The organism is Hahella sp. KA22, assembly GCF_004135205.1.
In the GTDB taxonomy this organism is placed as follows: Bacteria; Pseudomonadota; Gammaproteobacteria; order Pseudomonadales; family Oleiphilaceae; genus Hahella.
Genome location: NZ_CP035490.1, coordinates 1,437,260 through 1,451,848 on the forward strand (window position 1 = coordinate 1,437,260; position 14,589 = coordinate 1,451,848).

General features: G+C 54.3%; 14 protein-coding genes. 8 read left to right on the forward strand and 6 right to left on the reverse strand.

Translation table 11 applies throughout. The features are described 5' to 3' along the window. The first annotated feature begins 35 nt into the window (after positions 1–35). The 3 genes from EUZ85_RS06435 to EUZ85_RS06445 all read left to right on the forward strand — a co-directional run bounded on the left by EUZ85_RS06435 (position 36) and on the right by EUZ85_RS06445 (position 2,860). Positions 36–794 carry a metallophosphoesterase gene (locus EUZ85_RS06435; RefSeq protein ID WP_127968520.1) on the forward strand — a complete coding sequence of 253 codons (759 nt, stop codon included), beginning with the start codon at positions 36–38 and terminating at the stop codon, positions 792–794. Positions 795–863: 69 nt separating this feature from the next. Then, positions 864–1,340, forward strand: coding sequence for a GNAT family N-acetyltransferase (locus tag EUZ85_RS06440; protein WP_127968521.1), 477 nt, complete (start codon positions 864–866; stop codon positions 1,338–1,340). 242 nt (positions 1,341–1,582) lie between these two features. Beyond that, positions 1,583–2,860: an immunoglobulin domain-containing protein gene (locus tag EUZ85_RS06445; RefSeq protein WP_129498722.1), complete on the forward strand. Its 1,278-nt coding sequence runs from the start codon at positions 1,583–1,585 to the stop codon at positions 2,858–2,860. A 49-nt stretch (positions 2,861–2,909) separates the two neighbouring features. Here the strand turns inward: EUZ85_RS06445 and EUZ85_RS06450 are convergent, their stop codons facing one another. The 3 genes from EUZ85_RS06450 to EUZ85_RS06460 are packed head-to-tail and all read right to left on the reverse strand — an operon-like array spanning position 2,910 to position 5,276. Continuing rightward, on the reverse strand, positions 2,910–4,151 hold the full coding sequence (locus tag EUZ85_RS06450; protein WP_127968523.1) for a vWA domain-containing protein: 1,242 nt from the start codon (positions 4,149–4,151) through the stop codon (positions 2,910–2,912). Between the two features lie 34 nt (positions 4,152–4,185). Further along, positions 4,186–4,749: a hypothetical protein gene (locus tag EUZ85_RS06455; RefSeq protein WP_127968524.1), complete on the reverse strand. Its 564-nt coding sequence runs from the start codon at positions 4,747–4,749 to the stop codon at positions 4,186–4,188. Further along, positions 4,746–5,276 (reverse strand): PspA/IM30 family protein, encoded by a 531-nt coding sequence (locus EUZ85_RS06460; RefSeq protein ID WP_127968525.1) that lies wholly within the window; start codon positions 5,274–5,276, stop codon positions 4,746–4,748. Before EUZ85_RS06460 ends, EUZ85_RS06455 begins: the two co-directional genes overlap by 4 nt. A 201-nt stretch (positions 5,277–5,477) precedes the next feature. Here EUZ85_RS06460 and EUZ85_RS06465 point away from each other — a divergent pair, with 201 nt between their 5' ends. The 3 genes from EUZ85_RS06465 (at position 5,478) to EUZ85_RS06475 (ending at position 9,843) form a co-directional block, all read left to right on the forward strand. Next, positions 5,478–6,182: a response regulator transcription factor gene (locus EUZ85_RS06465; protein ID WP_127968526.1), complete on the forward strand. Its 705-nt coding sequence runs from the start codon at positions 5,478–5,480 to the stop codon at positions 6,180–6,182. Beyond that, positions 6,182–8,368, forward strand: coding sequence for a sensor histidine kinase KdpD (locus EUZ85_RS06470; RefSeq protein WP_127968527.1), 2,187 nt, complete (start codon positions 6,182–6,184; stop codon positions 8,366–8,368). Before EUZ85_RS06465 ends, EUZ85_RS06470 begins: the two co-directional genes overlap by 1 nt. Before the next feature lie 266 nt (positions 8,369–8,634). Beyond that, complete coding sequence (locus EUZ85_RS06475; RefSeq protein WP_127968528.1) at positions 8,635–9,843, forward strand: MFS transporter; 1,209 nt, start codon at positions 8,635–8,637, stop codon at positions 9,841–9,843. Positions 9,844–9,910: 67 nt separating this feature from the next. Here the strand turns inward: EUZ85_RS06475 and EUZ85_RS06480 are convergent, their stop codons facing one another. Further along, positions 9,911–11,191: a hypothetical protein gene (locus EUZ85_RS06480; RefSeq protein ID WP_127968529.1), complete on the reverse strand. Its 1,281-nt coding sequence runs from the start codon at positions 11,189–11,191 to the stop codon at positions 9,911–9,913. 165 nt (positions 11,192–11,356) lie between these two features. Between EUZ85_RS06480 and EUZ85_RS06485 the strand changes: the two genes are divergently transcribed. Together EUZ85_RS06485 and EUZ85_RS06490 are read left to right on the forward strand one after the other, a co-directional pair. Next, positions 11,357–12,031, forward strand: a complete 675-nt coding sequence (locus EUZ85_RS06485) for a PrsW family intramembrane metalloprotease (protein ID WP_127968530.1) — start codon at positions 11,357–11,359, stop codon at positions 12,029–12,031. 10 nt (positions 12,032–12,041) lie between these two features. Further along, positions 12,042–12,776, forward strand: a complete 735-nt coding sequence (locus EUZ85_RS06490; protein WP_127968531.1) for a DUF5071 domain-containing protein — start codon at positions 12,042–12,044, stop codon at positions 12,774–12,776. Positions 12,777–12,953: 177 nt separating this feature from the next. Here EUZ85_RS06490 and maiA read toward each other — a convergent pair whose 3' ends face one another. Together maiA and EUZ85_RS06500 are read right to left on the reverse strand one after the other, a co-directional pair. Further along, entirely contained in the window at positions 12,954–13,604 is a 651-nt protein-coding gene (gene maiA, locus EUZ85_RS06495) for a maleylacetoacetate isomerase (RefSeq protein WP_206618006.1), read from the reverse strand. Further along, the gene (locus EUZ85_RS06500; RefSeq protein WP_127968532.1) at positions 13,601–14,584 is read right to left on the reverse strand and encodes a fumarylacetoacetate hydrolase family protein; all 984 of its coding nucleotides are present in this window, start codon (positions 14,582–14,584) and stop codon (positions 13,601–13,603) included. The genes maiA and EUZ85_RS06500 overlap by 4 nt, the downstream gene beginning before the upstream one ends. Positions 14,585–14,589 lie beyond the last annotated feature (5 nt).

Here is a 14,589-nt window from a genome sequence, read left to right on the forward strand (position 1 = left end):
AGGAGCGAACTTGGGGTAAGCAAATAAGCAGTAGTATGAAAATAAGAGTTTTGAGCGATCTCCATCTGGAGTTTGAGGACTTTGCGCCGGGTGACGAGGACGCGGACGTGCTTGTCCTGGCGGGAGACATTCATGTTGGCGACAAAGGCGTGCGTTGGGCTCTGGAGCAGAGTCCGGCGAAGCCGATCATTTATGTGCTGGGAAATCATGAGTACTACCGGCATATCTACCCGAAACTGGCGCGAAAGTTACGAGAGATGACGCAGGGAACGCATGTTCATGTGCTGGAGAATGAGGCCGTGGCGCTGGGCGACGTCGTCTTTTTCGGATGTACGTTGTGGACGGACTTCGAGCTGCTCTGCGACCCTCGTGTGGCGGGTTATGAATGCCAACAGGTGATGAGCGACTTTCGTAAAATCCGCAGAGAACCCGGCTACTCCAAAGTGCGCTCATTGGATCTGGCGGTGATTCATTCTCGCTCGCTGCACTGGCTAAAAGGCGCCGTCGCCCATTGCCACGAGACACATCCAGACTGCCGGCGCGTCGTCGTCACTCATCATGCGCCAAGCAGCCATTCTCTGCCGCTGTACAGGAAAAACCATATCGTCAGCTCAGCGTATGCCTCCAATCTGGAGCCTGTGATTGAATCCTTGCAGCCGAACCTGTGGATTCATGGCCATCTGCACAACAGCAGTGATTACCAGATAGGATCAACCCGGGTTGTCTGCAATCCCCGCGGCTATCCCGGGGAACGCAACCTGGATTTCGACCCGGCATTCACGGTCAGTCTTTAAAAGTAATTTGTCCGGCGAACAGAAGAGCGTCATATACCTATTTGATAAATAGTTGAGAGTAATTGAGTTGTGAATATTGATGTGATTGATTACGACTCTCAGTATGCCGTAGCGGTGGCTGATTTGTTTCATGGGGCGGTGCATGGCGTCGACTCACAGATGTACACCCCTGAGCAGAAGGAAGCGTGGGCGCCCACGCCGCCTGATTATGATAAATGGAAATCCCGACTGGATATCAAAAAGCCGTTTTTGGCGATAAGCGATGGGCGTCTGCTTGGTTTTATCGAATTGGAGGCTGATGGCCATATTGATTGCCTGTATACCCATGTCGAGTTTCAGCGGCGTGGCGTCGCGGCTCAGCTCTATCAGCGGCTGGAGCGGGAGGCGGTTGATGCAGGTATGACGCGCCTATATGTCGAAGCATCAAGGGCTGCGCGCCCGTTCTTCGAGTCAAAAGGCTTTGTAACGACGCAACTTAATGAAATACAACGCAACGGTCAGATACTGGTTAATTTCACAATGGAAAAGAAGTTAACAAAACGCTAGCACATTTGGTTTTTTTATATCCATTTGATCTTATCGTCGTTATTTACAGAGTAAATCCTTTACTAAACTGTAAATAATGGCGCCGCATAAATACTGCTTCTTGGATTTTGCGCCCAAAAGGACGAGAACAGCCCGCATATTTATTCACGCCAGAACAACATATCCGTCGCAGCCCGAAGTCATGCGCAGTGAAGCGCCAAGTGGCGAGTCGGCGGGAAGTATCCTCAGAGGGGGGAGTGGACATGGCGGAAGCACCCGTATCATCGTCAGATAAGACCCGTTTAGGGGACCTGTTGCTTGAGCGGAATCTCATCACCCAGGAGCAACTGGAAAGGGCGATGTCTTTGCAGAAGGCATCCCATAAGAAGCTGGGTGAGATCCTGGTCGAAGAACATTTGGTGTCAGACCGGCAAATACGGCGCACTCTTAAGATTCAACGTAATTTACGACGCACCGTACTGACATCTGTTTTAACTTTGTCGCCGTTATTCCTTGCAGGGTGCGGGGGAGCGACGCCGGCTAGCGCCGCGCCAAAAACTCAGGCTTCAGCGGAAAGTTCCATCACCGTTTCAGAAACGGAACTGAGCGGCGATACGGTACTGGATTCGTCTTACACCACTTCCACCAATGGGGGGAAAGGCGGGACCAAGGGAGGAGGCGGCAGATGGGGCGATGGCTCCAACACCAGCACTACTGACACCACCACGGACACTTCCGGCTCCACGACGACAACTGAAGATCCGTTTAGTCCCACTACGGATACCACTGATACTACCCAGTCATCAGATCCGTTTAGTCCATCAGACACGACTACAGACACTAGCCAGTCTACTGACACCAGTCAGACTACGGATACCAGCACTACTGATACGTCGTCGAATCAGACCACCACGACGGATACTACCAGTACGACTGACACATCCAGTACAACTGATACCACGGCGACGACGGATACCTCCACCACGGATACATCCACAGATCAAACTCAGACTGATGGGGTGGATATCGTCATTTCTTTGCCTCCAGCATCACAGTCTGCAGCAGTGGGCTCGTCGGTCACCTTGAACGTTAGCGCCAGCGGCAGTAATACGCTTTATTATCAATGGCGTAAAGACGGACAGAATATTCCGGATGCGGTGACCTCCAGTTACACCATACCTAATGTAAGCGAAGCGGACGCGGGCAGTTATGACGTCATGATTGGCAACGAGAGCGGTGTTGTTATCAGTGATGCGGCGACGCTGGATGTTGTGGTCGATCGCACTGCGCTGCTGAGTTGGACGCCGCCGGCGACCCGTGAAGACGGTAGTGTGCTGGCCGCATCGGAAATTCAACTCTATCGAATCTATCACCTGTCTGAAGACGGTTCTGTGGAGACTGTATATGAAGCGTCGCCGGATGAAATCAGTTTCTCCTTCGACAATCTGCCCGTCGGCACCCACTATTTCGCTGTGTCGGCGGTGGATGTAAATGGGCTGGAGAGCGACACGTCAGATATTGTGATGAAAAAAGTCTTATAAAAAACAAGGGCGGTGTATCCGCCCTTTTTAATTATTCCCTTCAATTCCCTTAGTAGGCTGGGGCGCTCTCGTACTGGATGCCTTTTTCGGCCGCCTGGGCTTTAACCGTTGAGTAAATCTTGTAGTCCAGGGTTTCTTCTTCTGCGCCACTGTCTTTGAGTTTCTGTTCGATAAATTCCTGACGCTGGCGTGACAGCTCCGCAATTTGCGTGCGCAGGGCGTCGCGTTTTTCCGCTGTTTCCTTGATGACTTTCGCCTGTTCGTCTTTTTCCAGCGCTTGCAACGGAGCGGGAAGCGTCGCCGGAGCGATACTGTCCAGGTCGACGCGGCCGCTACTGATATCATCGACCAGTTCGCTTTCTGCGAGGAAATTGCCTTCGCCCGCGGCGGAAGCGTTAAAGGCGGCCCGTTTGGCCAAAGCGGCATCGGAGCTGACCGCATTCAGTTTGTCCGTGGCGGCGCTTTTTGCGGCGAGGGTCTTACGTTTTTCTTCGGTGCCGTAGAACATGCGGGTCTTGTCCATTTCTCTGGATAGGGATGCCAGTTGTTCATCAAAGGGCGTGGCCACGGCGACGGCCTGACCGGATTGCTCCACCTGGAAGAAGGAGCCCTGGTTCAACTGCGCAATGCGGCGCCATTCTGTCTGCGTAAAAGGATCCTCGCCCGCCTGGATGGTGTTGACCACGATGCCTTTGCTCAGGGCGTCTTTCAATGTTTGCGGGTATTGCTGCTCGTTCTGATAGTCCATGTGCGGAGGCGCGTCGCCAACCAGAAAGATGACCCGATAGCTGTCTTTGTCCTGACTCCAGGAAATCTTATGCACGGCGTCGAACAACGCCTGATTGACGCTTTCCGGGCCATCGCCGCCGCCTTCAGCCTGATAATCCATCAAGGTCGCGTACATGGAGTCCAGGTCAGGGGAAAGGTCGGTGACGCGGGTGATATAGCTGTCCCCGCGATCTCTGAACGCCACCAGCCCCATTTTGATTTCCGGAGCCGGTTGCGCCGAAGCCATGGTGCTGGCGATGGACCAGATGTTTTCTTTCGCCGCCTGAATCAGACCACTCATGCTGCTGGTGGTGTCCAGGGCGAACACCACTTCAATCTTGGCCCGCTTTTCACTGATCGTGGCGATCGGGCTGATTGTGGTGATTGGGTTGGTTGTAGTATTCGGATGAGTAATCTGATTGACCGCCGGTTTCGCAATGGCGAGATTCTGCAGCGTAGGGTAAAAGGCGACCACGCCGGCGGTGGCGGCAAACAGGGTGAAGGCGAACAGTTTCGATTTCATGGTTGAGTTCCTCCAATAAATGAATGAGCCAATGTCAGGAATGTCTGGATAGGCGGCGCAAGGCGGCGTCCGCATTGCGGTAGGCGCGCTCGAAATCTTCATTGCTGACGGGAGCTTCGCCGCGTCCTGATGCAGACAGTTTGCGAGGGATGTAAATGAACGCGGCTTGCACGAGAAAGAACGTCCACAGAGCCAGAAACAGGCTGTGGGTGTGTAGCGCGGCGGCCAGGGATGCGAGCAGGGCGGCGCCATTGAGGAAGGCGTCCAGCGCCGCGGCTATCAGACTGTCGTGGATATACAGGCAACGCGTCAGCCAGATAGCGGCGGTTTGTGTCGCCAGCCAGACCCAAACGCCAGGGTTAAGCAGGAACAAGGCGGCGGTCGCGGTCATCCAGGCGGCGAACACGACCAGACGTCCGGTGCGGGCGCGACTGTCACGCAACAAGATCACTACATACGCCAGGCCCAGTGCTGAAATAAGCAGCCTGAGTCCGAAGCCTTCGCCAACCACTGGCGCGAACAGAACCAGCGCCAGCGCGCCGAAGATACTGAGCGCCAGCGCAATCGCTGCGCCGCGCCAAAAAGTAGATTTGCTCATGACGCCCTCCGCTTTTGTTGTTCGCGCAGCAGCGCCAGATCAATGTCTTCCTCGGTAATACTGACGTCTTTGCTATCCCAGGATTTGGGCTCCACGCTGTGATCAGTCTCAAACAAAGCGGCTTTCTGTCGCATGCTCTCAAGCCGGCGACGCTGGTCGCAAAGCGATGAGGTTTGGGCGGTAATGGCGTCAGTCAGCTGGCTGTCCTGTTGACGGAATTGCGTCAGTAGCAGCTCGCCTTCCAGTTTGCGTCGGAGCAGACTACGGGCGAGGCTTTCGTTCTCTGCTTCGAAGCAAAGATCCAGTTGGGCGTCGAGTCCGTTCAGGGACTTTTCCACTTCTTTGATGCGGCTGCTAACTTGCTGTATCTCATGCTCTTTCGCTTGCAGCCGGCGCGCGTTTTGCGATACTTCTTCTTCCATTTCCCGAATCGCCTGACGCAGAAGGGCGTCGGGTTCTTCCAGGCGGTCCAGCACGGCGTGCATATCCGCTTTGAATAAACGAGTCAGTCTGGTGATCAGCGCCATGTTCGTCTCCTTTCAGGGTGTTCGTTGATGTGTTTCCAGTTTAAAAAGGAGGGAGCAGGCGTCGTAGACAGGCTTTTGTAAAACCTTTGCGGCGCTGTTTACAAAGAATTTACATGGCGTGACGAGGCTTGTTGTTAGACTCGTTTGTAACTACATTCGCTATCGCGAGAGTGATCTTTTCAGGTATCAATTGAGGTGGAGATGCAACGCAAAGCGCGCATTCTAATCGTGGAAGATGAAACGGCGATTCGCACCGGACTGGTGGATGTCTTCGTTTACCATGGCTATGAGGTGGACTTCGCCGTGGATGGCGACGAAGGTCTGAGCAAGTCGCTGAATGGCGCTTATGACCTGATCCTGCTGGATGTAATGCTGCCGGGTAAAAATGGCTACGAGATATGCGAAGCCGTGCGTCTCAAGGACCGTGACCAACCCATCATCATGCTGACCGCCAAGTCTTCCGACGAAGATGTCATCCATGGCCTGTCACTGGGCGCCGATGATTACGTCGCCAAACCTTTTTCCGTGGCGCAACTGGTGTTGCGAGTACAGGCGGTGCTAAGACGTTCTCGCTCCACAACGCTGGATGACGCCCATATCCGCCTGGTGGGTGGGCTGGAGATCGACACTCTGAATCTGAGTTGTCAGCGCAAGGGCGAGGACGTGGCGTTTACACGCAGGGAGATGGATGTCCTGCAATATCTGCATGAGCACTGCGAGCGTCCGGTATCGCGAGAGGAGCTACTGAACAAGGTCTGGGGCTACGCTCGGGATCTGGATATTGAAACCCGCACCGTAGATATTCATATCGCCAAGCTGCGTCGTAAGATCGAAGACGATCCGAAACAGCCGCAACGGCTGGTGACTGTGCGCGGCGGCGGCTACCGCCTGATGACGGAGTCCTGATGGCCGCCTCGCTGCGACATGGACTGACGCCGGGACGCCTGCGTCTGTTCCTGGCGGTTTTGTTTTTGGCTCTGCTGATCCCCTTTGCGGTATTGGTTTGGCAGACCCAGCAACAGATCAAGTGGGAGGCGTTTCATCAGTACCGTTTACTGGCGGAGGAACTGTCTCAACGTATCGACTCTGAACTGCAGCGCTGGATCGCAGCGGAAGAGGCGCATTCTTACGCGGATTATCAGTTTCTGGTTCTAACCGGCGATCCTAATACCTCCAGTTACGTGCAGCGCTCCCCCTTGGCGACTTATCCTGTGGAGTCGTCCATTCCAGGGCTGCTGGGGTATTTTCAGGTGGATGCGGAAGGCGTTTTCTCCACGCCGGCGACCCCCGAGACGCTGGATAACCCTGAGCGTTGGGGCCTGAGCGCGGAGGAGCTGACCCAGCGAACCGCCCTGCGCGACACCTTGTTGGATATTCTCAGCCAGAACCAGTTGGTGCAACGCCGCAGGACGGACGACAAGCCTGTCAGTCTGGCGGATGAAGCCACGAGCCTGGCGGATGCGATGGGGCTGTCTTCCCGCTCCTATAGCTCGTCGGCGGAATCTGGCGCAGGAGGCCTAAACGAGAGCGCGGACAGCAGCTGGAGCCGCGCTGCGGAGATGGACAGTACGGCGCAGACCGAACCAACGCCAACGCCAACGCCAGCGACGCCGGCCGCGCTGGAGAGAGAGATCGCGCAAGGCCCGGCGCAGGAAGAATACAAAGCCAAGTCTCCGCCGGTATACGCGCAGCAGGCGTTCGATAATCTAAACTCGCCGGTATTGGAGCAACGACAGCGTAACCAGAGCGACAAGCGTCTGGAAGATCTCAAGCTACAGAGCAGCTTCAAGAAAGAAAACGTTGCGAGCAAGTCCCTGTCGAAAGCGGCAGGTGTTTCAGCGCCAGCCCCTAATCGCTCCTCGCGCATAGAGCAAACCGCCTTGGTCGAGGAAGTGGAGTCCGAAGCCGCCCCAGGAGAACCGGCTGTCGCTGCGCCTAAAGTCAAAATCTTTGAAAGTGAAGTTGATCCCCTGGAGCTGGCCTTGTTGGACAGCGGCCAGTTTGTCCTGTTCAGGAAAGTCTGGCGCGATGGCCAGCGCATCATTCAGGGGGCGATCATTGAACAGAACGACTTTATCGAAGGCGCAATAGCGCAGGCGTTTCAAGGGACGGCGCTGGCGCAGATGAGCAATATGGTGGTGGCGTTTCAGGGAGATATCCTGCAAACCGTCTCCGGCTCGACCAGACGCGGCTACATGGACCAAAGCGATGAACTAAATGGCGAGCTGCTGCATCAGGTGCGCTTGTCGGCTCCCCTTGGCGACTTTCAGTTGCTGTGGACGATTAACCGTCTTCCCGCCGGCCCTGGCGCTCAGGTTGTCATGTGGGCCAGTGTGATTCTTGGCGGCGTGCTGCTGCTGGGATTCATCATGCTGTACCGGCTTGGCCTGCGGCAGATCAAATTGGCGCGGCAGCAGCAGGACTTTGTTTCCGCCGTCAGCCATGAACTGAAAACGCCTCTGACCTCCATTCGCATGTACGGCGAAATGCTGCGGGAAGGCTGGGTTGACGAAGAGAAGAAACGGGAGTACTACGACTTCATTCATGACGAGAGCGAGCGGCTCTCCCGCCTCATCGCTAACGTGCTGCAACTGGCGAGAATGGAGCGCAACGACCTGAAGCTGGAGCTCAAATCCGTCGGCGCCCAGGCCCTGATGGATATGGTGCGCTCCAAAATCAGCAGTCAGGTTGAGCGGGCCGGATTTGAGTGCAGCTATGAACTTGATCCTTCCTGCGTGGACAGAGAGTTGCACGTGGACGCAGACGCCTTCGTGCAAGTGATCATCAATCTGGTGGATAACGCCATTAAGTTCTCCTCTAAATCCGAGCGCAAACGTATCGAAATACACGCACGGCCGCGGGGCGCCAAGTCAGTCGCCTGGAGCGTCAGGGATTACGGCCCTGGCGTTCAGAAAAGCCAGATGAAGAAAATCTTCCAATTGTTCTACCGCTCCGGCAATGAACTGACCCGCGAAACCGTCGGCACCGGAATTGGGCTGGCGCTGGTGCGACAACTGACCCGCGCCATGGGAGGCGAAGTCGACGTGCTCAACCGCTCTCCAGGAGCGGAGTTTGAGGTGGTGTTGAGCTGATTCAGGAATAAGTGGCTAACTGTAATTTTCGCTATAAAATAGCCACTTATCTGTTTTATGACTTGTTGCAGGACGCAAACGATGATGTATCCCCCGCTTCGCTTGTTGCGAACTTATCCCTCAAAGATTTACCTCTCATCGGCGCTATGCCCGATTAGTCGCAGATAGCAACGTTCTCTTAATTTTTCCCTCCAAACGAAACCCGTTTTTGCTGGGTCTTGCTGTCGGAGGCGATAGCGCTGAATGAATAAGGATTGAGTTGGGCTATGAACGCTGTGTTGCGTATTAAAAATGACCTCGTTGCGGCCAGTATGGTCGCCAGTATTCTGTTTCTGGCTCTTGTCAGTCTGGGGCTTTCCCTGGCTGTCCTGCCGTTGTATGTAAATAAAACGCTGGGCTACTCTGCGTTTTATGTTGGATTGGTGGTAGCGATTGAGTCCATTTCTACGTTGCTTTCCCGCGCCTACGCCGGCAGGTTTTCGGACAATCATGGTCCCAGAAAAGGGATGGTGCTGGGGCTTACGCTGACCTTCAGCGCGGGGATGTTGTGCTATCTGTCATTCGCTTTATTGCCGGCGACTATTCTTACTTACGTGATTATCTGTTTCTCCAGGATCTTGATGGGGGTTGGCGAGAGCCTGATTTTTACCTGTAGCGGAACCTGGCCTATCGGGCTGGTTGGCCGGGAGCATGCTGGAAAGATCATGTCCTGGGTGGGCATCGCCATGTTTTTAGGGCTCGCCGCCGGGAATTATGTTGGCGCCTGGTCCTACTATTCCGTTGGCATTGTCTATGCCGCGCTTTTCATGAGCCTGCTGCCAGTCATTGGCTTTGTATTTGTGGCGGTTGTCCGTCCCGTGGACGTGCATCCGGAAAGAAGCGAAATCAAGCTCGCTTATGCGATCAGTCGGATCTGGAAGTCAGGATCAGGTTTCTCTCTCGCGAATATTGGCTATGCAGCCATTACCGCTTTTCTGGTGCTGTACTTTGTGGAAAGCGGCTGGCGGGAAGAGGCGGCTTTCTCTTTATCGCTTTTTGGCGTGGGCTACGTTTGTGCGCGTTTGGCGCTGGGTTGGATGGCGGACTCATCAGGTTTGAAAATGACGTTGTTTTCTCTCGTCATTGAGGCGGTGGGGCTGCTATTGATTGGACTGGCGACATCGCCTCAGCAGGCCATGATCGGGGCTTTTCTGACTGGCTTTGGTCTATCCATGGTGTATCCGTTGCTGGCTTTGCCTGCCCTGAAAAGCCTGCCGGATAAGAACATCGGACTGGCGCTGAGCACCTATGAATCCTGCTTTGACATTGGAATTCTGATTGCGGGAATTATTGGCGGTTCGATCGTCTCCTGGTTTGGCTACGAAGCCATATTTATTTTCTCTTTCTTTTGCTGCCTGTTAGCGATGGCGTCCACCGTGTTGGCGTTCAGACAGTTAGAAGAAGAGCAAATGGAGCCGATTGCGGCAGTGAGTTAAGTCGCTGCATAGACTGATTAAGCTGGATCAGCCGGAGCGTATGTTCATCCGCTCCAGCTTCACCGCGTCACTTAGGCTGCGCCTCGGGGAAGAGTAGTGCGTAGGCGTCGAAAAAGGATAGGGCGTCTTCTTCGGTGGAGGCGTCTGCGAGAGTTTTCAACTCAGGCTTGAGCGCCAGTCTATAGCCGTCCAGCAAGTGCTCAATATTATGCAGCTCGGGATTGTGGTTGACGGCGTCGGGCATCATTTTCAGGATCGCATCCACATAGTCGAGGTTGCGATGAATCGCGTCTTCAGCATGCAGGCTGGAAGCGACCCAGAGATGATTGAGTTCCTTACCTGAGGTGCGCTTTTCCGAGTCGGCGGCTTGCACGACGGTGGTTCCATACACGACCGTGCACAGTTTTTCTTCCGCCTCAAACTCGCCATTTCTGTTGGCGTCATACCAAAACTCATAACCCAGCTCGTGGGTAAAGGCTCGGGCGTCGATGCTGATTTTGGCGACAGGCTTGCTGTCTGGACCCATCTCCAAGCCTTGATACAGGGAATAGCCATCGAACCAGCTGCGGGGACGTCCCAGGAAATTACCCGGGGGATACTCTTCTTCTACACGATAATGAACGCCCAAAATGTTGAGGTCACTGCCCTGGTGAAAAAACAGATCTCCCAGCAAAACGCCGTCTTCCTGCGTTTCCATGAGCAATTGCTGGCGTTCGTCTTTTAACTTTGTGCCGGTGCGGATGCGTTCGCCCAATATGCCCAGCATGCCCCGGCCTTCGATGACGGTATACAGGGGTTTAATATCGTGGACGTCCCCATTGTTGATGGCGCCATACACTTCAGTCTCTTCCCGCCCAAAGGTTGGGTCATTTTCGTTGATGGCGAAGACAGGAATAAGCTGATCCTCGACGAGCACTCGACCGATCAGCGCCTCTTTGCGGCCCGCCAGACCCAGCCACTTGCGGACTTCGCGCTCTTCGGAAGAGGCCAGCAAGACGCCATTGGCGTCCTTAACCTGAAATGTTTCCACCTTGCCGTTATCGTTTGCGTTGATCTCGGCGATGACGTCGCCGCTGGGAAGGTTGATGTCGTTGTCGCCCCAGAAGTTATAAGATCCGCTTCCCCGGCTGACGCCGCTATACACTCGAATAACTGACTGATAAGGGACATCCTGATTGGCCCCTGCATTCCATGGATAGGTTGTTCGGCTTTCCGCAATGGTCAGCACGGCGTTGGAGACTGGGTAATCATTAAAAGGCAGACTGCAGATTAACTTAATAATTCCCCATAGAATGAATGCGGGAATGATATAGATCCAATGGCTAAATATTTGATAAATAAACTGCATGTCTAAGTAACGGATGAGGCTTATCGGTAGTGTGTCGGATATGTGAGGCGTTAGCTGGCCGAGTATATCATAAGGTGATAGTATTTCGGCCCGGCTCATCGTCGAGTCATCACTTCTTATGCAGTTTGCGCTTATGGCGCTTTATATTTGACGCGATATATAGCAATGGAATACTGGTCTTTACTCTACCTTCCGTGTCTCTTCTGGGCCGCCTATCACTACTATAAAGACCGGCATAAGCCAGAGCCTGTTTTAATGCTGGTGCTGGCTCTTGTATTGGGATATTGCTCAGCCTATATCGGCTTATATTTGTATGAAGCGTTGGACTATATTCATTTACGTTTCGACGCCTATGAACTTGCGGAAAGTTCAAGCCTGCAGTTATTTTTATATTCCGTTTTAGCCATTGGGCCGATAGAAGAGCTGGCCAAGTTCATCCCTTTTCTTTTTATCATCGTTAGATTGCCTCACTTTGATGAACCCATAGACGGCATTATTTACTCCTCGTTTATCGCGCTTGGATTCTCATTACATGAGAACAGCTATTACCTGACCTATCTGGAGGGCTGGGAGGCGCTGGCCAGGTCGCTGACGGCGCCAATGGTTCATGTCATGTTCGCCTCCATCTGGGGTTATGCCTACGGCTACTCTGACTCCCATGGCGGCAATCGATACCTCGTGACGTTCTGTTTTCTTCTCATCGCGATGTTTCTGCATGGCGTGTTCGACTTTTTCAGTATTGGGTTATCCCTTTGGGCGAATATTGCGCCGCCATTGCTGATCCTGACGATCTGGATGTGGCGGTTGCGCATTCTGCACCGTGTGCAAAACGAGGCTTGATGACTCGCATATGATTAATTCCAACGACTACGTTTATTCATTGCAGGCGCTGCGGTTCTGGCTGCAGGACATGACGCGCCGTTTACACTCCCGCGCCAACCTTGATCCTGACGAAGAGGAATTAATGCTTCAGGTCGAGCTGTGTTATGAGGATGTCTGGCAGGCGTATGCTTCTACCTATGACCCATCGACAAACATGGTTCCCCCTGACTTATTACAACGGTCCGCCTGGGTTCAGAGTCCAGAATGGCCGGAAGCGCTGCAGGCGCTGCGCCCGGAAGACAAACGCGATACAGATAAAGCAAAGAGACTGCTGCAGTTGCCGTTTGAGCAGATCGAGCCTTGTTTGCCGGAGTTGCTGACGTGGTTACAGGACCCCAACTGGCCCGTCGCGGGCGCCATTGCCGGGCCTTTAGCGGCGATGGGGGATAAGTTAACTCCCGCGTTGCTGCAAGCGCTCAAAATGGCGCGTCAGGATAATGATTCCTGGTGGGTGTCCAATCTCATCCTTAACCTGATTAACAGATTACCGGCCGCCTCTGTTGAGGCTTTGCGAACGGAGCTGTCATTCTGGATCTTGAGCGAAGACCAGGAATTGGGCGTTCAGGTGATCCAGCTTTTGCTGCGCCATAAGCTGGGCGACCAGCAGAATCTGCGCAGATGGGCGCGGATAAAGATAGATGCGTACGCGGAGTATATTGCGGAGCTGCAAGATGCTCTCAAGGAAGAGGGAAATCAGCGTTAGCCAATCTCCCTTGTAATGAGCCTGCTCCGAGCAGCTATTAACATGGCAATGATATTGGCATGTTAATCACCAGGCGCATGGACGCGCCTGCGCGGCGACAAGCCGCGGGAGACAGGGCCTGACATGTGCAGGCCCTGTCGTTACAGACAAATAGAAGGAAGCTATTTGTCTGCCTGATTAATAAGTCGCGTCCGCCTGTTGTTCAGGCGTCGCCTTCTGGAAGGCCTCCAGTTTCAAGCAGTTATCGTTGATCTCACGCAGTCTTGGGAAGTTCGTCATCGGACAGTTAAAGCGGTTGGCGTTATACACTTGGGGAATCAGGCACACATCCGCCATCGTCACTTGCTCTCCGAAGCAATAAGAGCCCTTATCCGCGTAGCTCGCGGCCATCTGTTCAAGCGCCTTGAAGCCTTCAAGAATCCAGTGCTGATACCACACCAGCTTCTTCTCTTCGCTGACTTCCATAGGGCCGGTCAGATACTGCAACACCCGCAGATTATCCAGTGGGTGAATGTCACAAGCGATGGCCTGACTGAAAGCCCGCACCTGCGCTTTGGTTTGAGCGTCCGCAGGCAGAAGAGCCGGAGTCGGATGACTATCCTCCAGATACTCAATAATGGCCAGAGACTGATTCAGACGAAACTCGCCATCAGTCAGCAGCGGAACAAGACCCTGAGGATTCAGGGTTTTGTAGTCCGACTGATGCTGCTGGCCGCCGTCTTTCACCAAGTGCACGCTGTGGGCTTCGTAGGAAAGCCCTTTCAGATTCAGCGCGATGCGCACCCGATAAGCGGCGCTGGAGCGCCAGTAATCGTAGAGCCGCATCATGAGTAGCGCGTCACTTTCTGGTCGATGGCGCCGAAAATGGAGCGTCCCTGTTTATCCAACATCTCAATACGCACTTGGTCTCCGAAACGCATGAATGGCGTTTTCGGCGCGCCGCTTTCAATGATTTCCAGCATGCGCACTTCCGCCAGACAGCTTGAGCCGGTGGAACGGTCTTTATTGGAGACCGTGCCAGAACCGACGATGGCCCCGGCGGACAGCGGACGGGTTTTCGCGGCATGGGCGACCAGCGTGGGAAAGTCGAAGGTCATATCAATGCCGGCGTTGGGTTGCCCCAGCAGCTTGTCATTCAGATGCGTGATCAAGGGTAAGTGCACTTTGCCGCCGTCCCAGGCGTCGCCCAGCTCATCCGGCGTCACCGCCACAGGGGAGAAAGCGCTGGAGGGTTTGCTTTGGAAAAAGCCGAAGCCTTTCGCCAGCTCGCCGGGAATCAGGTTGCGCAGGGATACGTCATTAACCAGCATAAGCAGACGAATATGTTTGCCTGCGTCCGCGGCGCTAACGCCCATACGAACATCGTCGGTAATCACCGCCACTTCCGCTTCCATATCGATGCCCCAGTCCTCTGAAGCCATGGCGATATCTTCGCGCGGCCCAAGGAAAGCGTCGCTGCCGCCCTGGTACATCAGTGGGTCGGTCCAGAAGCTCTCCGGCATTTCCGCGCCGCGGGCTTTGCGCACCAGCTCTACGTGATTAACGTAAGCGCTACCATCAGCCCACTGATAGGCGCGGGGCAGAGGAGAGGCGCATTGACTGGGATCAAACGCAATCGCGTCTTTGACGCCGCCTTCGTTCAAGGCGTTGTACACCTCTTCCAGCGCGGAAGACAGGTCGTTCCACTGGTCTAAAGCGGCCTGCAGCGTGGGAGCGATCTGTGGGACGGCGACGGCCTGTTGCAGATCACGGCTGACGACAACCAGGACGCCGTCACGCGAATTGCTTTTTAATGTTGCGAATTTCATGGATA

Coding starts and splice junctions, on each gene's coding strand:
- EUZ85_RS06435 (WP_127968520.1), top strand. CDS start 36: ATGAAAATAAGAGTTTTGAGCGATCTCCATCTGGAGTTTGAGGACTTT.
- EUZ85_RS06445 (WP_129498722.1), top strand. CDS start 1,583: ATGGCGGAAGCACCCGTATCATCGTCAGATAAGACCCGTTTAGGGGAC.
- EUZ85_RS06450 (WP_127968523.1), bottom strand. CDS start 4,151: ATGAAATCGAAACTGTTCGCCTTCACCCTGTTTGCCGCCACCGCCGGC.
- EUZ85_RS06455 (WP_127968524.1), bottom strand. CDS start 4,749: ATGAGCAAATCTACTTTTTGGCGCGGCGCAGCGATTGCGCTGGCGCTC.
- EUZ85_RS06460 (WP_127968525.1), bottom strand. CDS start 5,276: ATGGCGCTGATCACCAGACTGACTCGTTTATTCAAAGCGGATATGCAC.
- EUZ85_RS06465 (WP_127968526.1), top strand. CDS start 5,478: ATGCAACGCAAAGCGCGCATTCTAATCGTGGAAGATGAAACGGCGATT.
- EUZ85_RS06470 (WP_127968527.1), top strand. CDS start 6,182: ATGGCCGCCTCGCTGCGACATGGACTGACGCCGGGACGCCTGCGTCTG.
- EUZ85_RS06475 (WP_127968528.1), top strand. CDS start 8,635: ATGAACGCTGTGTTGCGTATTAAAAATGACCTCGTTGCGGCCAGTATG.
- EUZ85_RS06480 (WP_127968529.1), bottom strand. CDS start 11,191: ATGCAGTTTATTTATCAAATATTTAGCCATTGGATCTATATCATTCCC.
- EUZ85_RS06485 (WP_127968530.1), top strand. CDS start 11,357: ATGGAATACTGGTCTTTACTCTACCTTCCGTGTCTCTTCTGGGCCGCC.
- EUZ85_RS06490 (WP_127968531.1), top strand. CDS start 12,042: ATGATTAATTCCAACGACTACGTTTATTCATTGCAGGCGCTGCGGTTC.
- maiA (WP_206618006.1), bottom strand. CDS start 13,604: ATGATGCGGCTCTACGATTACTGGCGCTCCAGCGCCGCTTATCGGGTG.
- EUZ85_RS06500 (WP_127968532.1), bottom strand. CDS start 14,584: ATGAAATTCGCAACATTAAAAAGCAATTCGCGTGACGGCGTCCTGGTT.